This is a genomic window from Cupriavidus sp. UME77 (assembly GCF_014170355.1).
GTDB lineage: Bacteria > Pseudomonadota > Gammaproteobacteria > Burkholderiales > Burkholderiaceae > Cupriavidus > Cupriavidus basilensis.
In genome coordinates, this window is the sequence record NZ_LZZU01000032.1 from 90,625 (window position 1) to 113,101 (window position 22,477).

The following is a 22,477-nucleotide window of genomic DNA, read 5'->3' on the forward strand; positions in this document are numbered from 1 at the left end:
ATGCCTGACGTTCCGGTTGACTCACACTTGGCTCGTTCCCGCTTCCGGCAGCCCTGTGCCGAGGATCTCTGCGTCACCACGCCATCGGTGACCACGGAACAGAACAATCAGGAAGTCCTCGATGTGTTCGGCAAGCACCGGGACCTGGCCAGCTTGCCGGTGACCGAGAACGACACGCCGATCGGCCTGATCAATCGCGCGATCTTCATGTCGCAGATGAGCAAGCCCTATCACCGCGAGCTGTACAACCGCAAGAGCTGCATCGCCTTCATGGACAAGGAGCCGCTGGTGGTCGATGCCGCGATGAGCATCGAGGCCCTGACCTTCAAGGCGGTGGAGTACGGCGAGAAAGCACTTGCCGACGGCTTCATCATCGCGCGCGACGGCCGCTTCCTTGGCATCGGGCATGGCTTGCAGCTGATGCGCGTGGTGGCGGACATGCAGGCCGAGAAGAACCGCCAGATCATGCACAGCATCGACTACGCCAGCACCATCCAGCGCTCGATGCTGCGCCCCTCGCGCGAGGCGCTGGCCAGGACGCTCGGCGACGCTGGCCTGGTCTGGGAGCCGCGCGATGTGGTTGGCGGTGATTTCTATCACTTTGCCGCGTTCGAGGACGGCTGGTTTGCCGCGCTGGCCGATTGCACGGGCCACGGCGTACCGGGTGCGTTCCTGACCCTGATCTCCTCGTCCATCCTGATCCAGGCCATCGAGCAGCGCGGCCCGCGCGACCCCGGCGCGCTCCTGATGGCGGTAAACCGCGGCATCAAGCAGATGCTCGGGCAGCTCGACGGCGACGATGAAACGCCTGGCTCGAATGACGGCATGGATGCGGCGTTCTTCTGGTTTGACAACGCCAGCCGCCGGCTCGTGTTCGCCGGCGCCAAGAGCGCCTTGTTCGTGCTCCATCCCGGCGAGGAGGAAGGCGAGATCGTGGACGGCGAGCGCATGGGCGTCGGCTATGTGGACACCGACCTGGACTTTGCCTGGCAGAACCGCCTTATCCAGACCCAGCCGGACAGCGTGGTGTTTGTCACCACCGACGGCCTGATCGACCAGATCGGCGGCCCTAAGGAAATCGCCTTTGGCAAGCGCCGCATCCGCGAAGCGATCCGCGGCAGCCGGCATGCCTCGGCGGCGCAGATCAACGACGCCGTGCTGGACCAGTATCGCGCGTGGCAAGGCCATCACCGCCGCCGCGACGACCTCACTTTTTTCTGCTTTCGCGTTCAATAGTCCTGCAATGGCCTGCTATAGCACTGAGATGAACGGTAATTCGATTGACCATGAATATGAGCCATTCTTTGAAATGGCCCGGGAACGCAACGTGATCTTCTACTACGTCGGCTACTTTTCCCAGAACATCATCGCGGCAATGTCCGATGCGGTCCGGCTGCAACTGACGGTGAGCGGCGTCGATGGCTCGACCCGGCGCAAGCTGTTCTCCTCGTTCGTGGAGATGGCGCAGAACATCGTCCACTATTCGTCAGACGCGCTCACGCCGCCCACCCAGGACACCAACCAGCTGCGCCATGGCTCGGTGTGCATCTGCATGGTGGAAGACCGCTACCGGCTGATGTGCTCCAACCCGGTGGCGATCACCCGCGTGGGGCAACTGCGCGCCGCGCTGGAGCCATTGCGCACCATGACGCTGGACCAGATCAAGCAGGCCTACAAGGAAACCATGCGCGCCGAAGCGCCGGAAGGCAGCAAGGGCGCCGGCCTGGGATTCCTGACGGTAGCCCGCGACGCCAGTGCACCGCTGGAGTACAGCTTCCAGCCCATCGACGCGGACCCGGTATCGACGATGTTCTTCCTTACCGCAACCATCTGAATGACTGAACGGGATCAAAAGGGAACCTGATGGAAAACCTGTTCATTGCCGCCACACCGACCTCACCCGAGGTGAGCTTTGATTTCAAGCAGCACACGCTCTCCCTCAAAGGCGAGTCCTATCCGGAAAACGCCGCCCTGTTCTACGGCGACGTGATCCTGCGCCTGCGTAAATACCTGGCGGCCTGCGAGGACACCGAAGTCACCGTGCACGTGGCGCTGACGTACTTCAACAGCTCCAGCACCAAGGTACTGTTCAGCATGTTCGACGCCATGAACGATGCGGCCGACAAGGGCAACCGGGTCATCGTGCACTGGTATCACGACGTGGACGACGACACCATCCTGGAATTCGGCCAGGACCTGCACGCCGACTTCCCCGCCATCGATTTCCTCGACCACGCCACCACGGCGAGCTGAGCAGCGCATGTCCGAGCCAGATCTCTTCGAGTCGGAAAACGGCGTCCTGGCGGGCGCCAGGGCGGTATTCGGCAATCCCGATGCCGGTGCCCAGGCATACCGCGACACGCTGGGCGAGCTGATCGGCTACTACGAGCGGCTGATGCGCGAAACCCGGCGCCTGATACGGCGCAGCGACCGCGAAGAGCTGGAAATGAACCGGCTCAACCATCGCCTGCAGGACCTGGCCCGCGAGCTGGAATTCCGCGCCACGCGCGACACGCTCACCGGCGCGCTGAACCGCGGCGCCATCATCGAGCGGGCCGGCGCGGTGCTGGCCGAGGACAGCCTGTCGTTGATCGTGCTCGACATCGATCACTTCAAGCGGGTCAACGACTCGATGGGCCATCCTGTAGGCGACACCGTGATCCGCGGCGTCGTCGACTGCCTGGAGCGGTCGGTGCAAGGCGCGGGCGTCATCGGCCGGGTGGGCGGCGAGGAGTTCGCTGCGCTGCTGCCAGCGCGCGCGCTGGACGCCGCTGTCGAACTGGCGGAGCGCATGCGGCAGCAGATCGAGCAGCATGTGTTTCCGGTCAAGGCCGGGCTGCAGGTGACGGCTAGCTTCGGCGTGAGCTGGAGCCCCCCCGGGACGAGCTTCGAGCAGGCCTATGCGCGCGCTGACGAGGCGTTATATCAGGCCAAGCGAAGCGGGCGTAACCGGGTTGTCAGTCTGCAGGAGAGCGAGCTGGTGGTGCCGTTGCATTGAGGCGCCGCGCCGGTCAGGTTCACGCAAAACGACAAACCACGGCATGCCGCGGCGCGCTCGGCGCCACCTGCGGCCCCTCACGGCCCGTCAGCTCACCGGGTTGACCTGCACCGCCAGCGGAAAACCGGTATCGAACGTGGTCCGCACATCCAGCCGCTGCTTGAGCAGCCCGGCCTTCAGGTAGAAATCCGCCGTGCGCTGCTGCTCGGCAATCACTGCCGCATCAATGTTGCGCCACTGCGTACGACGCCGCTCGAACTGCAGCCGCGCGGCTTCCGGCGGGATGCCGATGATGCGTGCCAGCGCAGCGGAAAAGCCGTCCACATGCTGGTACGACCACACCTGCGCGCGCACCACGCGCTGCAGGAAATCGCGCAGCACCTCGCGCTTGGCGGCCAGCGCGCTGTCCGTCGCCGCGAGATAGCTCAGGCCGGACCACAGCCCGCGCCCGCTCACCAGCACGCGAGCGTGTCCGCTGGTCTCGGCCAGCGCGGTGTATGGCTCCCATGTGGCCCACGCATCGATCGAGCCGTTGACCAGCGCCAGCTTGGCGTCCGCCGGCGGCAGAAAGCGCAGGCTGGCGTCCTCGGGCTTCAAGCCGGCCGATTCGAGCGCCTTCAAAGCAACGAAGTGACCGATGGAGCCACGGTTGGTGCCGATGTTCTTGCCGCGCAGGTCCGCCGCCGTCTTCAACGGCGAATTGGCGCGTACCAGCACAGCGGTGCCGAACGGGTCCGAGCGGTTGGCGCCGATGATCTTGATCGGCGTGCCGGCGGCCAGCGCGAAGATGGCGGGCGCGTCGCCGATCGGGCCGGAATCCACCGCGCCGGCATTCAGCGCCTCGGCCAGCGGCGCGGCGGCGGGAAACTCCGTCCACTGGATGTCGTAGGCCAGGCCCTTGAGCTCGCCTGCGCTCTCCAGCAAGGCGCGCAGGCCACCCTTCTGGTCGCCGGCCTTGAGCACGGGCCGGCCCTGGGCCGACACGGAAAACGGCAAGGCGCCGCTGGCCGCCGCCAACGCGCCGTAGCGCAGGAATTGTCTTCGGGATGCCGTCATGATGCCGCTCGCCATCCCCTTCAGGCTGCCTTGCGGCCAGCACCGGAACCAGCGCCGGCCGCGGCCTCGCGCTGCGCCACCAGCGCGCGTACGCGGGGAATCAGCTCGCGGCCGTAGTCCACGGCATCTTCGAGCGGATCGAAGCCACGGATCAGGAAAGTGGTCACGCCAAGGTCGTAGTAGTCCAGCAGCGCGTCGGCGACTTGCTCCGGCGTGCCGACCAGCGCGGTGGAATTGGAGCGCGCGCCGGTGAGCTTGGCGATCTCCGTCCACAGGCGCTTGTCCACGCGCGGGCCCTTGTCGGCGGCGGCCAGCAGGCGGCGCGCGCCTTCGCTTTGCTGCGGGCCGCCCTGCCCCAGGCCGGCCGCCTCGCGCAGGCGGCGCGTTTGTTCGAGGATGGCATTGGCGCGTGCCCATGCCGCCGTCTCGGTTTGCGCCAGGATCGGCCGGAACGAGACCGAGAAGCGCACCTGCCGCCCATGCCTGGCCGCCTCGGCGCGCACCCGCGTGGTGATATCGCGGACCTGGTCGAGCGATTCGCCCCACAGGGCGTAGACATCGGCATGACGTCCGGCGACTTCAATCGCCGCGTCCGAAGCCCCACCGAAGAAGATCGGCACGTGTGGCTGCTGGGCCGGCTTCACTTCGGAGAAGCCCTGGGTGAAGCGGTAATACTTGCCTTCGTGGTCGAACGGCTTGTCCTGTGTCCAGATCCGCCGCAGGATGCCGAGGTACTCGTCGGTGCGCGCATAGCGCTCGTCGTGGCTGAGGAAATCGCCGTCGCGCTGCTGCTCGGAATCGGAGCCGCCGGAGATGAAGTGCACGCCAAGCCGGCCACCGCTGAACTGGTCGAGCGAGGCGATCTGCCGGGCCGCCAGCGTGGGCGCGGTAAAACCCGGCCGGTGCGCCAGCATGAAATGCACGCGCTCGGTCACGGCAGCCGCGTAGGCAATGGTGAGCGTGGCGGACGGGCCGGTGGAGTGATGCGGCACCAGCACGCGGTCGAAGCCAGCGTTCTCATGCGCTTGCGCAAATGCCCGCACATAGTCGCGATCCACCACCGGGCCGCTGGCCGGATGGATCTCCGACTGCTTCTGGCTCTGGATCATGCCAATGATTTCCACGCTCATCGTAGGCTCCTGTTCCTGGTTTGCGATGATTTGAAGCGGCTGCGCGGGAGTTGCGCACCGTATCGCCAAAACATGAACATACGCCGTGGATAGGCAATCTTTAAGGAATAAGAACGAGGGAAGATATGCGGTTTTGCACGATGAGGGGCAGCCCTTGCCTGGCTGGCGCCGAACCAGCGCCATCGTCCGATAGCGCTGGTTCGGGCAGCCGAATGGGATTTTTTTCGGCGCTGCGTGATTAGCTGGCGGCCGCGCTCTTCAAACCGTCCGACACGCCTTGTGCCGAGTCCTTGCACCACTGCTTAGCGCCGAGCGGGCTGCTTTCAATCCCTTGTTCCTTGCCGTCCGGCATCAGCACGTTGCCGCGCAGCCCCGCGGCCTCGCTGGCCTCGCCACCACTTGTATCTACCCCGGGGATGCCCGCGATCAGACCGACCATCTTCCTGGCGTTCTTGACACTGTCTGCTTTCAGGTAGCCCTTTCCGACACAGTAGCTGGTGAGGCCAGCAACGTTGCGGGACATGTCATACATGCCCTTGAGCACGGCCGGGTCTGCTTGCGCATGCGCCGGAGCGGCAAGCACCATCGTGCTTGCCGCCATCAGCATTGCTGACATCGTCTTGTTCATGGTTCTCTGTGTTTCCCATCATTGGTGCCCGGCTTCAATTAGCCGGATTTGCCAAGTATACTGGCAGTCACATCGGGTTTCATGGCCTGCCGTCGAAGCGGACCCTTCAGGGCCCGCTTTCTTGTTGATCGGACTGACAATCCCTACCTTTTTCCTCTCACTCTGCATGGCTCTTCGATTTCGTCCCGTCCCCTGCGCTTTATCGGCCTTGCTTCTTTCCGCCGTCGTCGCCTCGCCCCATGCCCTGGCCAACGAATACGTCCTGGTCCCGATCACCGGCAGCGAACAGGAGACCAGGGAGGTTTCGGCGCTGGAACCAGCCGTGGTCCGATTCGCCGGCCTGGCTTCCGGCTCCTACTATTGGGAGGACGGGCTGCTGGCCGAGCAGCTGCTGACCGGGCTGGCATCGCGCCCGGACAGGCTCGAGCAGGCGCTGCCCGGTGGCCAGCGCCTGCTAGCGTCGCGCCGGGAGTTTTCCGACGGCGCCGAGCGCGCGGCCGTGCTGGTCGACGCGCGCGGCGACGTGCTGGCCGCGGCGCTGGTGCACCGGCAGTGCGGCAAGGAATCCGTCTGCCAGGACAGCCAGCACGCCGTGCTGTCGGTTTTCCTGCGGCCCGGCTTCGGCCGCGCCCAGGCGCAGCCGCTGGTCGCGTGGAGCCAGGATGTGCCCAAGGGCCTGCAGCTGGGCAAGGGCGAGGCGATCGCCACGGTAGAGACCATCACGCTGGATGCAAGCCGCACGGGCGCCAGCCCGGTCCAGCGCCCCACGGGATTCTCGCCGCAGGTGCCGTTGTACCCGAGGGCGATCCTCTATCGCACCGGGCAGAATGCACTGAGCGACGCCAAGGCCAGGCGCGTGGTGCGGCTGCAGACCACCGACAGCATCGAGCAGGTGCTGGCCTTCTACAAGCGGTTGTCGCCGCCGATGGGGCAGATGGAGACCGGCAAGAATGACAACAGCGGCTACGTGAGCGGCAAGCGCAAGGGCGTGGCGTTTTCCGTCGAGGCGCAGCGCAATGAACACTTCCCCAGCCTCACCAACGTGGAGGTGGAGATCGCCGACTGAGCGCGGCGAGGACGACATCGGCGCCGTTTCAGGCCGATCGCCCGGCATTACCAAGTACACTTACGGTCACATCAGGCTTCGCAGCCTCTCGTCAAAAACGGACCCTCCCGGGCCCGTTTTCTTGTTTACCGGACTGACAATCCCTATCATTTTTCCTCTCCTTTTTCCTTTCCGTATGGCTCTTCAATTTCGTCCCGCCTCCTGTGCAGCGCTGGCATTGCTGCTTTCCACCCTCGGCGCCGCGCCCCTTGCCCTGGCCGCGGATGCCGTCCTGGTCCTGGACACCAGCCGCCAGCAGGAAACCCGGGAAGCCCCCGCGCTGGATCTCGCCATCACCCGGTTTGCCGGCAATGCGTCCGGTACTTACTATTGGGAGGACGGCCTGCTGGCCGAGCAGATCCTGTCGGGGCTGCAGTCGCGCGCCAACCGGGCCCAGCAGGAACTGCCCGATGGCCAGCGCGTGCTGTCGTCGCGCCGCCAGCTATCGCATGGCGCCGAGCGTGCGGCCGTGCTGGTAGACGAGCGCGGTGACGTGCTGGCTGCGGCGCTGGTGCACCGCGAATGCGGCAAGAATGGCTGCCAGGACGACCAGCACGGCCGGCTGTCCGTCTTCCTGCGGCCCGGCTTCGATCGCGCCAAGGCGCAACCGCTGGTTGCGTGGAGCCAGGACGTGCCCGAAGACCTGCAGACCGACTCCGGCGAGAAGATCACCAAGGTGGAGACCATCACGCTGGATGCCGCCAACACCACGGCCAAGCCGATCAAGCTCCCCAAGGGATTTTCGTCGCAAGTGCCGCTGTACCCGCGGGCCATCGTTCACCGCACCGCGCAGGATGCGCTGAGCAACGCCAAGGCCAACCGTGTGCTCCGGCTGCAGACCACCGACAGCATCGAGCGGGTGCTGGCCTTCTACAAGCAACTGACGCCGCCGCTGCAGGATGCTGTGTCCGACCTGGATCGCAACACCGGCTTCATGGCGGGCAAGCGCAAGGGGGTGGCCTTTACCATCAACCTGAAGCAAGACAAGCACTTCCCGACCATCACCAACATGGAGGTCGAGATCAGCGAATGATCCGGCTACGGGGCGGCGGGCGGCGGCAAGCGGTGGATTACATACCGTTGTCGCCCTCCATCTTGCCGATCGAGGCCTTGATCCCGACAGCGGTGCGCAAGCCCTTGACGGAATACGTTTGCGCCTGCTCTTGGTCCTCCGGCTTGCGCATCCACAGCTGCGCGAACAGCCCGTCCTTGGGTGAATAGCCGCCAAACCAGTCGACCAGTCGTCCGATGTAGCACTGGCGCCCCACCCAGACGGGCATGTCTGCCACGATTTCAAAGGTGTAGTGGCCCGTGCCGTAGCTGTAGTAGACACCACGGTCATCGCCCTTGACCGTGTCCGGAACCGGGCAAAGGGGCTTGTCCATGGTGCCGACATCGCGTGCCACCTCGCTGCTTGCCTGCGCAAGCGCGCGTGTCAGGGCTGCATGCAGGGTGCTGTCCAGCGTCGCGACCGTGCCCTTCTCTTCGTCCTTCTGGACCTTGGGGATGGAGAGCTGGTAGCGGTAGTGCACGGCAAGCCTTGGCACCTCGCCAACCACCGTCAGCGGCCTCAGCAGGTGAACGTTGTCCACCCCGTAGTAGCTGTTCCAGTACGCTACATAGACGCGTCCGCGCAGGCGGACCCAGTCCGCCGCCTGGTTGGCGCCGCGTCCGTTGACCGAGTAAAGGTAGCCTCCTTCCTCCAACGCGTCGGCCCGGCCCGTCGAGCCATCGGCGCCTGCGAATTTTCCGCCCTCCCGCCGCAGCGCGCTCACGAAGGAAAACAGCCCGGTCCCACCGGAATAGGTATCGATGATGAGATCGCGCTGCCCGTCGCCGTCGATATCCATCAGCGTGTAGGAGGCGTTGCCGTTCTCCCCGCCGCCTTCGATGCCGGAGGCCAGCAAAGCGCGCCATTCGTCGCTGGTGACGCCCGGGGGGCGCGTCGCCGGGAAATGCGCGTCGTCGCCCGTCTGCTTGCCGTCTTTCACGTTGGCGAACGTCGTCACGCCCGTCTTGATGCGGATCGCATCAAGGGCCTTCTCAAGCGGGAACACCGGCTCGGTCTTGCGCATGGCTTCCACCGCCTGGCGCAGGTCCTCCAGCGCCTGCCGGTCCACGCTGTCCGGCTTGTAGGCCGCGGCTTCGCGCAGCTGCGCCTGCAATGCCGCAAGCCGCTCCTCATACTGTGCGGTGATACAGCTCTTGTCCGCGCCACACTGATCCCGGGTCTTCAGCCACGCAAGCTGGGCTTGCCGTAGCGCGGCACGCTGCCGGGCCTGGGCGCTGGCGAGCTTGCCATACACGGCCGAGAGCTTGCTATCGAGCTTGCGCAGATCCGCATTGGCGCAGATCGCGATCTCCGTGCTGCTCGCCGCGAGGCCGCATTGCATGCCGGCCTGCGCTGCCTGTGCGGCAGGGACAAATAGCGCCAACAAGGCGATCAGCGACGAGCAATTCCTGATTTTCACATTCACAACGCGCGTTCTCTTCTGAGTGGTTTCAGGCTGGGAAGGCAAGCAGGCACTGCCCCCTCAACAAGCGCATATGGAAGCGCAATATGCTTCTTTGTGCCGATGCGCACCGGCCGGTAGTCTAGCAAGTCCTTGTTCATGGCAAGCCTGCCGCTACCTGCTCCATGCCTCAAAGCTTCTCCACGCTGCCCGATGGCGCTCTGGCCGGCGTGATCGCCGAGGCTGCCGACCGCGTGCTGGAGACCGGGGCGCTACGCGACATCCTCGACCGCCCCCGCGCGGCTTACACGCGCACGCTGATGGCCGGGTACGAGGGTTGCCGGTGGTGGCAGTGGCTTAGTGATGGCGCGCCTGGTGAGTGGCGCTCGTCAGCGAGGGAACGCAAGCATGATGCAAGAGAACCATGGCAGGACGCGCATATGGCACGGGCGTGCGGGCACGGCCGCCGGCGCTGCGGGGCTATATCTGTCGCTGGGGACGGAACTGGCGTGGATACAGCTCGGGGGTGTCTTCCTGACCACCCTGGGGATTCACTTCTGGGTGATGTCCCGCCAGCAATGATGTCCCGCCAGCGGGATTGAGCGATCACCGGGGAACCCCGGCGATCGTCATGGCGCAATGGCCTTCAGCGGGCCGAACGCTTAGCCAACAAATGCCTTTTCAAGCACAAAGTGGCCCGGCTCGCTCATATTGCCTTCCGTGAAGTGCTGCTCGGTCAGCATCGCGCGGATGTCCTTGAGCATGTCCGGGCTGCCGCACAGCATGATGCGGTCGTTCTCCAGCGAGAACGGCTCCACGCCCAGGCGCTCGAACAGCTCGCCGTTGGCGATCAGGTCGGTGATGCGGCCCTGATTGTCGAACTCTTCGCGCGTCACGGTGGGGAAATAGACCAGCTTTTCGCGGATCAGCTCGCCCAGGTGTTCGTGCTGCGGCAGGTGTTCCTGGATCAGTTCGCGGTAGGCCAGTTCCTCGACGAAGCGGCAGGTGTGGGTCAGCACCACCTTGTCGTAGCGCTCGTACACTTCCGGGTCGCGGATGATCGACAGGAACGGGGCCAGGCCAGTGCCGGTGGCCAGCAGCCACAGGGTCTTGCCCGGCAGCAGGTTGTCGACCAGCAGCGTGCCGGTGGGCTTCTTGCCGACGAAGATCTGGTCGCCTTCCTTCAGGTGCTGCAGGCGCGACGTCAGGGGGCCGTCCGGCACCTTGATGCTGAAGAACTCCAGCGTTTCCTCGTAGTTGGCACTGGCGATGCTGTAGGCACGCAGAAGCGGACGACCGTTCACTTCCAGGCCGACCATGGCGAACTGGCCGTTTTCAAAGCGGAAGCCGGGGTCGCGGGTGCAGGTGAAGCTGAAGAGCGTGTCGGTCCAGTGGTGGACGGAGAGGATGGCTTGCTGGTTGAGATTGCTCATGAATAAGGCGCTGTATGCGCTGGATGGCGCCGGCGTCGATGGCCTGTTGTGGCCTGATACCAAAGGCTTGGCGGTAGCTTGCCGGTTGCGTTCAACAAGGCGGGCTCCGGTCCGAAGGCTGGAAGGCGCGCCGATCAAGGTGAGAAGATAGCGGATTTTAGAAGAAAACGCAGGGCGCGTCCCGATTCATGCATATTCAGGGGGGTTATAAGCCCCACGCCCCGCGTTTTCCGGCTCAACGGCGCCCCGAAAGCCGCCTGACCACCGAAATCAGCCGGTCCACCTCGTCCGTGGTGTTGTAGAAGGCCAGCGACGGCCGCACCGTGGCCTCCACGCCAAAGCGGCGCAGGATAGGCTGGGCGCAGTGATGCCCGGAGCGCACGGCGATGCCTTCCTCGTTGAGCGCGCGGCCCACTTCCTCGGTTTCATAGCCCTTGAGCACGAAGGACAGCACGCTGGCCTTGTCGCGCGCCGTGCCTACCAGCCGCACGCCCGGGATGGGCTGCAGCAGGTGGGTGGCGTACTCCAGCAGCTCGTGCTCGTAGCGGGCGATGTTCTCGATGCCGACCCGCTCCACGTAATCCAGCGCAGCGCCCAGCCCGACCGCATCGGCGATGTTGCCGGTGCCGGCCTCGAAGCGGTTGGGCGGCGGCTGGAACACGGTGCGCTCGAAGGTCACGTCGGCAATCATGTTGCCGCCGCCTTGCCAGGGCGGCATGGCCTCCAGCAGCTCGCGCTTGCCATAGACCACGCCGATGCCGGTGGGCCCGAACACCTTGTGGCCCGAGAACACGAAGAAATCCGCATCGATGGCCTGCACGTCCACCCGCATGTGCGAGACCGACTGCGCGCCGTCGACCAGCGCGCGGGCGCCGGCGCGGTGGGCCAGGTCGACGATCTCCTTGACCGGCACCACGGTGCCCAGCGCATTCGAGACCTGGGTCACGGACACGATCCTGGTGCGGTCATTGAGCAGCCGCCGGTATTCATCCAGCAGCACCTGCCCGGAATCGTCCACCGGAATCACCCGCAGCCTGGCCCCGGTCTGCGCGGCAAGCTGCTGCCACGGCACGATATTGGCGTGATGCTCCAGGTGCGAGACGATGATCTCGTCGCCCTCGCCCACGTTCTGCACGCCCCAGGTCTTGGCGATCAGGTTGATGGCCTCGGTGGTGCCGCGCACGAAGATGATCTCGTCGGGCGAGGATGCGCCGATAAAACGCCGCACCTTGCTGCGCGCGGCCTCGTAGGCATCCGTGGCGCGCCCGGCCAGTGCATGGGCAGCGCGGTGGATGTTGGAGTTCTCGTGCGCGTAGAAGTACGCGATGCGGTCGATCACCGACTGCGGCTTGTGCGTGGTGGCGGCGTTGTCGAACCACACCAGCTGGCGGCCGTTGACGCGTTCCTGCAAGATCGGGAAATCGCGCCGGATGGCGTTGACGTCGAACGGCACGCGCGCCGAAGACGATGCCCACGGCAGCGTCTGCTCTTGCTCGCGCCCAGAGCCGCAAGCGCCCTGCCCTTGCTGCGGCAGATGCAGCGAGAGCGGATCGCCGAACGTGGCGATCTCGCGCAGGCTCGATGCGCCGCCATGCAGGTCGCGGCCCGCGCCCTCCAGGAAGTAGTAGGCAGGCGCGGCCGAGGACTGCGGCGACGGCGACGGCGCATGCGGCACGCCCAGCGCCTGGCCGCCGAAGCGGCTTTCCACCGCGGGCGCCACCGTGGCTACCGTGTCGGGCAGGCCATTCTGCGCCACCGAGGTTGGCCGCAAGGCCGGCGCGCGGTTAGCCAGCGACAGCACATGGGTTGGCGCGGCCGGCAACAGGTTGGCGCCGGGCACGTGGCCCTGCGGGATCGCCGCACCCGGCACGCCGGTGCCCGTGCCGCCTGGACCCGCCACGGGCGAGCCAGGCGGCGCCGGGTTGTTCACCACGGGCAGCGACTGCGCGGCGGCGGGCGATGTCCCCGGCAGGGCCGAGAAAAACGCCCCCGCCAGGCGCGCCAGCACCGCCGGATCCGGCAAGCCGGGCGGCACCGAAGGCGCGCCCGGCAGCGCCGCCGACGGGCTGGCCGGCGGATTCGGCGGATTCACCGGATTACTTGTAGGTGTCAGGATAGTCATGGTACTTGCCGATCTCCACGTCATCGAGAACCGCCAGCGCATCCGGCGCGTGCACGGCCAGCGAGCAGTACAGCGAGATCAGGTACGAAGCGATAGCCTGGTCGTTGATGCCCATGAAGCGCACCGACAGGCCCGGGCCCTGCTCGCCCGCCACGCCCGGCTGGAACAGGCCGACCACGCCCTGGCGCTTGTCGCCCACGCGCAGCAGCAGGATCTTGCTCTTGCCGTCAGCCACCGGCACCTTGTCCGACGGGATCAGCGGAATGCCGCGCCAGGTGATGAACTGCGAGCCGAACAGGCTGACGGTGGGCGGCGGCACGCCACGGCGCGTGCATTCGCGGCCAAAAGCGGCAATCGCCAGCGGGTGGGTCAGGAAGAACGCGGGCTCCTTCCACACCTTGCTGAGCAACTCGTCCATGTCGTCCGGCGTGGGCGCGCCGGTCAGCGGGAAGACACGCTGCTCTTCGGCCACGTTGGCCAGCAGGCCGTAGTCCGGGTTGTTGATCAGCTCGCCTTCCTGATGCTCCTTGATGGTCTCGATGGTGAGACGCAGCTGTTCCTTGATCTGGTCGTGCGGGCTGCTGTACAGGTCCGAGACGCGGGTATGCACGTCCAGCACCGTGCTGACCGCGTTCAGGAAATACTCACGTGGCTGCTCTTCGTAGTTGACGAAGGTGCGCGGCAGCTTGCCTTCGTCGTCGCGCTGGGTGCAGGCGACCTTGACGGACTCGGGGTCCTGCACCTTGTTGAGGCGGTAGATGCCGGCTTCCACCGGCACCCACTGCAGGAAATGCGTCAGCCAGCGCGGCGTGATGGTCGCGAGCTGGGGGATCGTCTTGGTGGCATTGGCTAGTTGCCGTGCTGCGTTATCGCCGAGCGCCGTCTGGCCGCTCCCGTTTACCGACATGTGCTACTCCGTTTAGCTGTTAGCTGTGAGCTGATGGCTGGTTGCTATATGAGAAAAACAAGAATCGTTATTACCGCAGCGATTATCGGGAGACGGCCCGGCCCGTTCAACATGCTATAGACGGCAATGCGCATGGATTTGCGCGTGGATTTGCGCGTGGTTCGTGGGTATCGGCGGCGATAGCTAGGACCGTGTGCCAACCACCTGCGCATCACGCAGCGAGACGTGTGCGGCGCCCGATCCGAGCAGCCAGGAGATCGGCACGCCCAGCGCCACGGCCAGCTTTTCCACCGTGACGATCGAGGCAATCGCGCTGCCGCGCTCGATCTCGCCGATATACGAGCGGTTCATGCCCGCATGCTCGGCAAGCTCTTCCTGCGACCACGCATGCGCCTCGCGCAACTGGCGCACGGTGGCGCCCAAAGTCCGCACCAGGTCAGTCATGGCAAGCTCGCCTCGATCACGCGCGGCAGCTCGCTTGCGCCCGGCACCCTGGCGGTCTCGTTGCGCGATACGGCCTGCGTCACATGGGCGCCGGCAGCGACATCCTGCGTGACCCACACATTGCCGCCGATCACCGCGCCGCGGCCCAGCGTGACGCGGCCAAGGATGGTGGCGCCGGCGTAGATCACCACATCGTCCTCGACGATGGGGTGCCGCAGCAGGCCCTTCTCCAGCTTGCCCGTGGCATCGCGCGGAAAGCGCTTGGCGCCGAGCGTCACCGCCTGGTACAGCCGCACGCGTTCGCCGATGATGGTGGTCTCGCCAATCACCACGCCCGTGCCGTGGTCGATAAAGAAGCCGCCGCCGATCTGCGCGCCGGGATGGATGTCGATGCCGGTCTCCGCATGCGCCAGCTCCGCCACGATACGTGCCAGCAGCGGCAGCCCGAGGCCATAGAGCGCGTGGGCGACGCGGTGATGGATCATCGCCAGGATGCCGGGATAGCAGAGCAGGACCTCATCCACGCTGCCGGCCGCGGGGTCGCCATGGAAGGCGGCGAGCACGTCGCTGTCGAGCAGGCCGCGGATGCGTGGCAGCTCGGCGGCGAACGCATGCACGGCCGTCAGCGCGCGCGCTCTTAGCGCAGCTTCATCACGTTCGGCATGGCGCGCGGCGTAGTGGAACTCCAACCTTGCCTGGGCCAGCAGCCCATGCAGCGCCGCGTCCAGCGAATGGGCGATATAGAGATTCTCGCTCTCCTGGCGCAAATCGGGCGGCCCCAGCCGCATGGGAAACAGCACCCCCTTGAGCGTGGCGATCACCTGCGCCAGCGCATCGCGCGAAGGCAGGTCGCGCCCGCCCGGCTCCAGCAAGCGTTGCTGGCCTTCTCTCCATTGCTGGCGCACCTGCTGCAGGGCGAGCACGATCTCGCCGATCTCGAAGTCAGCCACTGTGGTACTCCCCGTTCTGCGTTGTCCGCGCGATGGCTCGCGCGGCTTGTTGAGCGCTATGCTTGTTGATCTCTATGGATCGATGGCTTGCGCCAGCCGAGGCTCAGTCCTGGATCCACGGCAGATCGTGAAAGCGCCAGCCGCCGCTCTTGCCGCGCCGTTGCAGCTCGTCGATCTCGCCTTCGAAGCCCTCGAGCACGTTGAACACATGCACGATCCCCGCCTTGGTGGCAGCTTCGGCAGCCAGCGCGGAGCGGTTGCCGCTGCGGCACAGCAGCAGCACCACGGCGTCCTTGCCGGTCTTGGCTTCGAGCTCGCGCGCAAAGCGCGGGTTGCGGGTCAGGCTGGTGCCGGTGGCCCAGGGCACGTGCAGGGTATCGGGCACATAGCCGACGAACTTGCGCTCTTCCGCCGTGCGTACGTCGACCAGCACCGCATCGCCGGCGCTGAACAGCGCCCAGGCCTGCTGCGGCGTGACGCGGCCGGCATAGGGCAGGCCGGAGGAACGTGCCACGCCGCGAGCGGCTTCCAGCACGGGATGCTTGATCTTGTCTTCCGATGCGACTGTCATGAAACGCTCTCCTTGCAGCATGTTGTCCGCGTGCGGGCTAAGCCGGGCCTGCCCGATGCACGCTTTGTCGTTGACGGCAACCGCCTATAGCCATCACGGCTCAACTATGAAATGACGCTGCTGGATTGAGAACGAATAAAAACGCATTTCCTAAGACGCTTCCTCGAGGGCGGCACGGGCCAACGCGGGAACTGCATGAGCCGGCTTGACAAAGCGGCCAGGCTGCGTCCAGATTCAGGGGCGGCTATGGATAGCCACCGCTCCCCCTTCACCGCTCACCACTTACCTTCAGCAAGGAATGCCATGACTCCCTCCCCTGCCCGGCGCCGTTTCGTGCGGCACGCCCTGCTGCTGGCCGGCGCCGGCATGTTGGCCAGCGCGGCCAGCGCCGCGCTGGCCGCGGCAGACGAAGCACTCGCCGCCGCCATCGCCGGTCCGCAGCGCAGTGCCGCCAACAAGGCCCGCGACGTGTACCGCCATCCACTGCAAACGCTACAGTTCTTCGGCTTGCAGCCGGACCAGGGAGTGATCGAAATTGCGCCGGGCGGCGGCTGGTACACGGAGATCCTGGCGCCGGTGCTGCGCGACCACGGCAAGCTATACGCCGCGCACTACGATGTGAGCGCCGCGGATGCCAGCGAGCAAGGCAAGCGCTCAAGGGCGAACTTCGAGAAGAAACTGGCGCAGGATCCGGGCAACTACGGCAAGGTCGCGGTCGGCACGCTGCCGGTGCGCGCCTTTACCGATATCGCCCCGCCGGGCGGCGCCGACCTGGTGCTGACCTTTCGCAACATCCACAACTGGATCAAGGACGGCCACCTGGACGATAGCCTGCGCGCCTTCTACGCCGTGCTCAAACCCGGCGGCGTGCTGGGCGTGGAGGAGCATCGGGCCACGCCCGGCACCTCGCTGGAGCAGATGATCGCCACCGGCTACGTCACCGAAGACTACGTCATCGACCACGCCCGCGCGGCCGGCTTCGCGCTTGCCGGGCGCAGCGAGATCAATGCCAACCCCCGCGACAATCACGACCATCCCGATGGCGTGTGGTCGTTGCCGCCGACGTTGCGCGGCGGCGAGCGCGACCGTGCGAGCTTCATGGCCATCGGCGAATCGGACCGCATGACGCTGAAGTTCATCAAGCCGCGCTGAGGCACGCTCCACGCTTGTCAGGCGATCGACGCCAGGCGGTCGCCCACCTTGATCGCCGAGCCCGCGCGGCAGCGCATGGCCAACAGCGTGCCCGCCACCGGGGCCAGCACGGTCAGTTCCATCTTCATGGCCTCGACCACCAGCAGCGGCTGCCCGGCCCGCACCTGCTCGCCGGGCTGCACCAGCACCTTCCACACACTGCCGCTCATCTCCGCCGTCACGGCATGGCCGTCGTGCTCGTCATGGAGCAAGGCGGCCGGCACCTGGATGGGCGCCGCGTTGGCCTCATGGACTTTCCAGCGAGCCACCTCCGCGCTGAAGGCGGCCTGCTGCCGCGCCTGGAAGGCGGCAATGCTGTGCGCGCTGTCCACGAGCGACTGGCGGTACGCGGCATAGTCGAATACATCGTGCTCGATGCGCACCGTGGCGCGTCCTTCGCGGAAATCCTCGCGCAGCCGGTCCAGATCCGCCTGCGCAACCGGGTAGAACTGCACCTGGTCAAAGAAGCGCAGCAGCCACGGCGCACCCGGCTCAAAACCCGGGTTTTTGAGGAACTTGTTCCAGATCGGCAGCGTCCGCCCGATCAACTGGTAGCCGCCCGGGGAGTCCATGCCATAGATGCACATATAGACCCCGCCGATGCCAACCGTGCCTTCCGCGGTGAAGGTGCGCGCGGGGCTGTACTTGGAGGTGAGCAGCCGGTGGCGCGGGTCAAGCGGCACGGCGCAAGGCGCGCCAAGGTAGACATCGCCCAGCCCCAGCACCAGATAGCGCGCCAAGAACGCAATGTCCCGTACCTCGTCGCGATGCGCCAGGCCGTTGATGCGCTGGATGAAGTCGACATTGTTCGGCAGCCACGGCGCGTCGGCGCAGACCGTCTCGCGGTAGCGCTGCACGGCATCCAGCGTGGCGCCATCCTCGAAGGCCATCGGCAGGTGCACCACGCGGGTGGGGATCGTCAGCGTGGCCACGTCCGGCAGGCCGGCCTCGATGGCGAGCAGCGCCTCGATCAACGCCGCCTGATGGATGCGCTGGCCGTCGTAGCGCACCTGCAGCGAGCGCACGCCGGGCGATAGCTCCAGCACGCCGTCCATCGGCTGCGCCTTGAGCGCCTCCATCATCAGGTACACCCGCAGCCGCAGGCCGATGTCGAGCACGTTCTCGCCGTACTCCAGCAGCAGGTAGCCGTCGCCCGCCTGCCGGTAGGCGATGGCCGGGTGATGCCCGCTGGCCGCGCGCGCGGCAAGGATGGCGGTGGAATGCGCCGGCGCCGGCAGCGGCGGCGCGCGCGTGACTTGCCCCAGCCCGGCAATGTCCTGGTCCTGCGCCGCCTGCAAGGCACGCGCGGCATCGAAGCTGATAGGCCGGAAGCGGATCCGGTCGCCCGGCTTGACCTGGCCAACCTTCCACAGCTCGGCCTTGGCGACCGTGACGGGACACACAAAGCCGCCGAGGCTCGGGCCATCATTGGTGAGGATCACCGGGAAGTCGCCAGTGAAGTTGATGGCGCCGATTGCGTATTCGCAGTCGTGCACGTTGGATGGGTGCAGCCCCGCCTCGCCGCCGTCGCGCCGTGCCCATTCGGGCCGGGGCCCGACCAGGCGCACGCCAAGGCGGTTGGAGTTGTAGTGCACCTCCCAGTCCGTGGCGAAAAAAGTCTCCATGGATGCCGGCGTAAAGAAGTCGGGAGCGCCATGCGGGCCGTGCAGGACCGCGATCTCCCAATGTTGGCCGTAGGCCGGCACCAGTGCGGCGGGCGCGGCCTGTGGCGCCGTCACCGGGGCCTCGACGCCGCTGGCGGCCAGATGCGGCTGGCCGAGCGGGAGCATGTCGCCCGGCCGCAGCGTGCGCCCGGCATGCCCGCCGAACTGCCCGAGCGCGAAAGTGGACCGGCTGCCCAGATAGCGCGGCACATCGAAGCCATTGCGCACGGCAAGGTAGGTGCGGCAGCCTTGCGTGGCCTTGCCAAGCGCCAGGACCTGGCCCGGGGCCACGCTGATTGGCGCCCAGAACGGGACGTTCATCCCGTCGAGTGTTGCCGTGCAAGGCGCGCCGGCCAGCGCCACCACGGCCGCGCCATGAAAGCGCAGGCGTGGCCCTGCCAGCGTGCATTCCAGCCCGGCAGCGCCCGGATGATTGCCAACGATGCGGTTGGCCAGCCGGAAGGCGTAGTCGTCCATCGGGCCGGACGGCGGCACGCCGATATGCCAGTAGCCCGTGCGGCCCGGCACGTCCTGGATGCTGGTGTAGGTGCCTGGCTCCAGCACCTCGATGACTGCCGGCGCGTAGGGAAAGCGGTCAAGCATGCGCGTGAAGGCGCGGCCCGCGGTGAACTCGGGCGAGTCGACAATCTGGCGCAGGTAGTCCAGGTTGGTAGCGATGCCGCACAGGCGCGTGGCGGCCAGCGCCGCCGCGAGCCTTGCGCGCGCGGCTTCGCGGGTGGGGCCGTGGACAATCAGCTTGGCCAGCAGCGGATCGTAAAAGGCGGATACCTCCGTGCCGGTCTCGACCCAGCCGTCGACGCGCACGCCGTCCGGAAAAGCCACCTCGGTCAACGTGCCCGGCGAGGGCTGGAACTGCTTGAGCGGATCCTCCGCATAGAGCCGCACCTCCATGGCTGCACCCTGCGGCGGGCGGGAGATGGCATCCCAGTCCAGCGCATCGCCCGCGGCCACCTTCAGCATGCAGGCGACCAGGTCCAGCCCGGTGACCAGTTCGGTCACGGGATGCTCCACCTGCAGCCGGGTATTGACCTCCAGGAAGTAGAAGTCCTTCCGCTCCACGTCGTAGATGAACTCCACCGTGCCGGCAGACCGGTAGCGCACCGATTCGCCCAGCCGGATCGCGGCCCGATGCAGCGCGTGGCGCGTGGCCTCGCTCAAGTGCGGTGCCGGGGTTTCCTCCACCACCTTCTGGTTGCGGCGCTGCGTGGAGCAATCCCGCTCGCCCAGCGCCACCACGCGGCCCGCGCCGTCGCCAAAGATCTGCACCTCGATATGCCGCGCGCGGTCCAGGCAGCGCTCGATAAAGGCGCCACCATGCTTGAAGAATTGCTCGCCCAGCCGCTGCACGCTGTCAAAGGCCGCGCTCAGTTCAGCGTCATCGGCGCAGCGCGACAGGCCGATGCCGCCCCCGCCAGCCGTACTCTTGAGCATGACGGGATAGCCGATGCGCGCGGCCTCCCGCAGGGCTTGTTCCACGCTGGAGAGCAGACCGGTGCCGGGCGTCATCGGTACCCCCGCCTCGGCAGCCAACGCGCGCGCCCGGTGCTTCAGGCCAAACTCGCGGAGCTGGTGCGGCGTCGGGCCAATGAAGACCAGCCCTGCCGCTTCGCAGGCCTCGGCGAACACCGCGCTCTCCGACAGAAAGCCGTAGCCGGGGAAGACGGCTTGCGCGCCGGTATCCAACGCGGCTTGCAGCACGCGCTCGGCCACCAGGTAGCTATCCGCCGCACGCTCGCCACCCAGCGGCACGGCCACATCGGCCAGCCGGACATGCGCGGCATTGCGATCGGCATCCGAATACACGGCCACGCTCTTGATACCTAGCGCACGCAAGGTGCGAATGGCGCGCACGGCGATCTCGCCACGATTGGCGATCAGTACGGTGTGGAACATCGGCGCTCCCGGGTCAGGCTGCGCTGGCGTTTGCGCTGGCGAGATAGGCGCGCCAGCCGCCAAATGCCGTGATATCGCGCGCGCCTTCCAGGCCCCGGGGTTCGCAGATGAACCCGGTAACTTGCCGGCCGTCTTCCAGCAGCAGCTTGCCGATGCCAAGGGGCGCGGGAATCTCCGCGACGAAAGCACCAAAGCTGGCCAGTGGCACATCCCAGAGCTCGACTTCGATCGGCGCGCCCTGCCCTGTGCCGCTATGCACCAGCCCGGGCTTGGGTGGAATCGTTTCCGCCAGCGCATAAAGCCGGTAGCACGGCGCCGTGCGGCAAGCCTCCACAAAGGCCGCGTGGCGCGTGAGCAGTTGATGGTTAAGCGGCATGCCACTAAGGTGGGCGCCGACCACGGCCAGCCGCACCGATCCCGGCGTGACCGGCGTGGCGCGCTGTGCTCCGGCGGGACAAGCCCGCGCGGTGGCGCCCAGCGGCAACGCTTGCGCCGCCTGCCACTGCCGGCCAAAGCGGGCCAGCGCGCGGTCCGACCATGCGGGGGCGATCAGCGTGATACCCGCCGGCAGGCCGTCCTCGCGCGCACCGGCCGGCAGCGCCAGCGCCGACAGGTCGGCCAGGTTGGTGAAGTTGGTATAGGTGCCAAGCCGCGCGTTCAGGCGGATCGGATCGTCCTGCACGGCGGCCAGCGTATAGATCGACGGCGCGCTCGGCACCACCAGCGCATCGACCTTTGCCAGCGCCAGGTGGATAGCGCGGGTCAGCGCCGCGCGCCGGTACTCGGCGCTGAACGCATCCATCGCGCTATAGCGGCCCGCTTCCTCGACGATCACGCGAACGACCGGATCGATGGCTTCCGGCTGGCTGGCGTGAAGCTGGCTCACCGCCAGGAAGCGTTCGGCCACCCATGGCCCCTGGTAGAGCAGTGCGGCCAGCTCGGCGAATGGCGAAAAATCAATCGGCACCAGCTTGGCGCCCATCGCCTGCAAGTCCGCCAGCGCTTGCTTGAAACTGGCCTGCGCCTGCGTATCGCCAAAGAATGCCAGCTGATCGGGAATGCCCAGCACGGGCGATGGCGCCAGCGCGGCAGGCGCGCTCTGCGGATAGGTGCGCGAGTAAGGATCGTCGTGGTCAAAGCCGCCCGCGATCTCCGCCACCAGCGCGGCATCGTCAACCGTCAGCGCAAACACGGAGACGCAGTCCAGCGTGCGGCAGGCCGGCACCACGCCGGCTGTGGAGAGCCAGCCCCGGGTCGGCTTGAGGCCCACGATATTGTTGAATGCCGCGGGAATGCGCCCCGACCCCGCCGTATCGGTCCCGAGTGAGAACGGCACCCAGCCGCGCGCCACCGAAGACGCCGAGCCCGAACTGGAGCCACCGCTGACGTACGCCGCATCGAAGGTGTTGGGCACCGCGCCGTAGGGCGAACGAACGCCCACCAGGCCGGTGGCGAACTGATCCAGGTTAGCCTTGGCCACCACGATGGCCCCGGCCGCGCGCAGCCGCGCCACCGCGCCGGCATCGCGCTTGGCAACATACGCAAAGGCGGGACACGCCGCCGTGGTGGGCCACCCCGCCACGTCGATGTTGTCTTTCACCACGAACGGCACGCCGTAGAGGGGAAACGCATCGAGCTTGCCGCCCGCTTCTTCAACGCGCGCCGCCAGCGCAGCCAGCTGGGACTGCAGCCGCGCCGCATCCAGCCGCGCGATCCAGGCCGGGTCCGCGGCGTCCAGGTCCAGGAACGGCGCCAGCACGTCCGCGGGCGACGCGCCTTGCGTCTTGTAGAGCTGTTGCCACTCAGGCAGGGTTCGGCAACTGCCAAGGCTGGCGGCGGATCGGCGCAGAGGCGTCTTGCTGGTCATCGCTTGTATCCCAGGTTGTATACATGAGGGCGTTGCAGACCAAC

General features: G+C 66.7%; 20 protein-coding genes. 8 read left to right on the plus strand and 12 right to left on the minus strand.

What is annotated here, in order from left to right:
* Genes A9975_RS12315 through A9975_RS12330 form a run of 4 tightly spaced genes read left to right on the plus strand, consistent with a single transcriptional unit; the run spans nucleotide 1 to nucleotide 2,998 of the window.
* The gene (locus tag A9975_RS12315; protein ID WP_183032920.1) at nucleotides 1-1,236 is read left to right on the plus strand and encodes a SpoIIE family protein phosphatase; all 1,236 of its coding nucleotides are present in this window, start codon (nucleotides 1-3) and stop codon (nucleotides 1,234-1,236) included.
* 28 nt (nucleotides 1,237-1,264) lie between these two features.
* Entirely contained in the window at nucleotides 1,265-1,834 is a 570-nt protein-coding gene (locus A9975_RS12320) for a SiaB family protein kinase (RefSeq protein ID WP_183032921.1), read from the plus strand.
* 29 nt (nucleotides 1,835-1,863) lie between these two features.
* Nucleotides 1,864-2,253, plus strand: a complete 390-nt coding sequence (locus tag A9975_RS12325; RefSeq protein ID WP_150986162.1) for a DUF1987 domain-containing protein — start codon at nucleotides 1,864-1,866, stop codon at nucleotides 2,251-2,253.
* Between the two features lie 7 nt (nucleotides 2,254-2,260).
* Nucleotides 2,261-2,998, plus strand: a complete 738-nt coding sequence (locus A9975_RS12330; RefSeq protein ID WP_183032922.1) for a GGDEF domain-containing protein — start codon at nucleotides 2,261-2,263, stop codon at nucleotides 2,996-2,998.
* Between the two features lie 87 nt (nucleotides 2,999-3,085).
* Here A9975_RS12330 and A9975_RS12335 read toward each other — a convergent pair whose 3' ends face one another.
* From A9975_RS12335 to A9975_RS12345, 3 genes are all read right to left on the minus strand, one after another.
* Nucleotides 3,086-4,054, minus strand: a complete 969-nt coding sequence (locus A9975_RS12335; RefSeq protein ID WP_174427009.1) for an ABC transporter substrate-binding protein — start codon at nucleotides 4,052-4,054, stop codon at nucleotides 3,086-3,088.
* A 20-nt stretch (nucleotides 4,055-4,074) separates the two neighbouring features.
* The gene (locus A9975_RS12340; protein ID WP_183032923.1) at nucleotides 4,075-5,184 is read right to left on the minus strand and encodes an LLM class flavin-dependent oxidoreductase; all 1,110 of its coding nucleotides are present in this window, start codon (nucleotides 5,182-5,184) and stop codon (nucleotides 4,075-4,077) included.
* Between the two features lie 238 nt (nucleotides 5,185-5,422).
* A complete protein-coding gene (locus A9975_RS12345; RefSeq protein ID WP_220810713.1) occupies nucleotides 5,423-5,812 on the minus strand; it encodes a hypothetical protein in 390 nt (129 codons plus the stop codon).
* Between the two features lie 208 nt (nucleotides 5,813-6,020).
* Between A9975_RS12345 and A9975_RS12350 the strand changes: the two genes are divergently transcribed.
* Nucleotides 6,021-6,878 (plus strand): hypothetical protein, encoded by an 858-nt coding sequence (locus A9975_RS12350; protein WP_183032924.1) that lies wholly within the window; start codon nucleotides 6,021-6,023, stop codon nucleotides 6,876-6,878.
* A 217-nt stretch (nucleotides 6,879-7,095) separates the two neighbouring features.
* Entirely contained in the window at nucleotides 7,096-7,950 is an 855-nt protein-coding gene (locus tag A9975_RS12355) for a hypothetical protein (RefSeq protein WP_183032925.1), read from the plus strand.
* Nucleotides 7,951-7,987: 37 nt separating this feature from the next.
* Here the strand turns inward: A9975_RS12355 and A9975_RS12360 are convergent, their stop codons facing one another.
* The gene (locus A9975_RS12360; RefSeq protein WP_370564461.1) at nucleotides 7,988-9,394 is read right to left on the minus strand and encodes a lysozyme inhibitor LprI family protein; all 1,407 of its coding nucleotides are present in this window, start codon (nucleotides 9,392-9,394) and stop codon (nucleotides 7,988-7,990) included.
* A gap of 384 nt (nucleotides 9,395-9,778) precedes the next feature.
* Here A9975_RS12360 and A9975_RS12365 point away from each other — a divergent pair, with 384 nt between their 5' ends.
* A complete protein-coding gene (locus A9975_RS12365) occupies nucleotides 9,779-9,952 on the plus strand; it encodes a hypothetical protein (RefSeq protein ID WP_183032926.1) in 174 nt (57 codons plus the stop codon).
* Nucleotides 9,953-10,032: 80 nt separating this feature from the next.
* On the opposite strand, the gene A9975_RS12370 is transcribed toward A9975_RS12365, so the two are convergent.
* The 6 genes from A9975_RS12370 to A9975_RS12395 all read right to left on the minus strand — a co-directional run bounded on the left by A9975_RS12370 (nucleotide 10,033) and on the right by A9975_RS12395 (nucleotide 15,797).
* Nucleotides 10,033-10,803, minus strand: a complete 771-nt coding sequence (locus tag A9975_RS12370; RefSeq protein ID WP_174427668.1) for a ferredoxin--NADP reductase — start codon at nucleotides 10,801-10,803, stop codon at nucleotides 10,033-10,035.
* A 235-nt stretch (nucleotides 10,804-11,038) separates the two neighbouring features.
* Nucleotides 11,039-12,925 (minus strand): family 2A encapsulin nanocompartment cargo protein cysteine desulfurase, encoded by a 1,887-nt coding sequence (locus A9975_RS12375; protein ID WP_183032927.1) that lies wholly within the window; start codon nucleotides 12,923-12,925, stop codon nucleotides 11,039-11,041.
* Nucleotides 12,900-13,832 carry a family 2A encapsulin nanocompartment shell protein gene (locus tag A9975_RS12380; RefSeq protein WP_174427666.1) on the minus strand — a complete coding sequence of 311 codons (933 nt, stop codon included), beginning with the start codon at nucleotides 13,830-13,832 and terminating at the stop codon, nucleotides 12,900-12,902. The genes A9975_RS12375 and A9975_RS12380 overlap by 26 nt, the downstream gene beginning before the upstream one ends.
* 183 nt (nucleotides 13,833-14,015) lie before the next feature.
* Nucleotides 14,016-14,276, minus strand: coding sequence for a helix-turn-helix domain-containing protein (locus A9975_RS12385; protein ID WP_150986150.1), 261 nt, complete (start codon nucleotides 14,274-14,276; stop codon nucleotides 14,016-14,018).
* Nucleotides 14,273-15,226 carry a serine O-acetyltransferase EpsC gene (gene epsC, locus A9975_RS12390; protein ID WP_183032928.1) on the minus strand — a complete coding sequence of 318 codons (954 nt, stop codon included), beginning with the start codon at nucleotides 15,224-15,226 and terminating at the stop codon, nucleotides 14,273-14,275. Before epsC ends, A9975_RS12385 begins: the two co-directional genes overlap by 4 nt.
* Nucleotides 15,227-15,329: 103 nt before the next feature.
* Nucleotides 15,330-15,797: a rhodanese-like domain-containing protein gene (locus tag A9975_RS12395; protein WP_183032929.1), complete on the minus strand. Its 468-nt coding sequence runs from the start codon at nucleotides 15,795-15,797 to the stop codon at nucleotides 15,330-15,332.
* 303 nt (nucleotides 15,798-16,100) lie between these two features.
* On the opposite strand from A9975_RS12395, the gene A9975_RS12400 reads away from it, so the two are divergent.
* On the plus strand, nucleotides 16,101-16,949 hold the full coding sequence (locus tag A9975_RS12400) for a class I SAM-dependent methyltransferase (protein WP_183032930.1): 849 nt from the start codon (nucleotides 16,101-16,103) through the stop codon (nucleotides 16,947-16,949).
* A 17-nt stretch (nucleotides 16,950-16,966) separates the two neighbouring features.
* Here the strand turns inward: A9975_RS12400 and uca are convergent, their stop codons facing one another.
* Together uca and atzF are read right to left on the minus strand one after the other, a co-directional pair.
* A complete protein-coding gene (gene uca / locus A9975_RS12405; protein WP_183032931.1) occupies nucleotides 16,967-20,566 on the minus strand; it encodes an urea carboxylase in 3,600 nt (1,199 codons plus the stop codon).
* A 13-nt stretch (nucleotides 20,567-20,579) separates the two neighbouring features.
* On the minus strand, nucleotides 20,580-22,433 hold the full coding sequence (gene atzF, locus A9975_RS12410) for an allophanate hydrolase (protein ID WP_183032932.1): 1,854 nt from the start codon (nucleotides 22,431-22,433) through the stop codon (nucleotides 20,580-20,582).
* Nucleotides 22,434-22,477 lie beyond the last annotated feature (44 nt).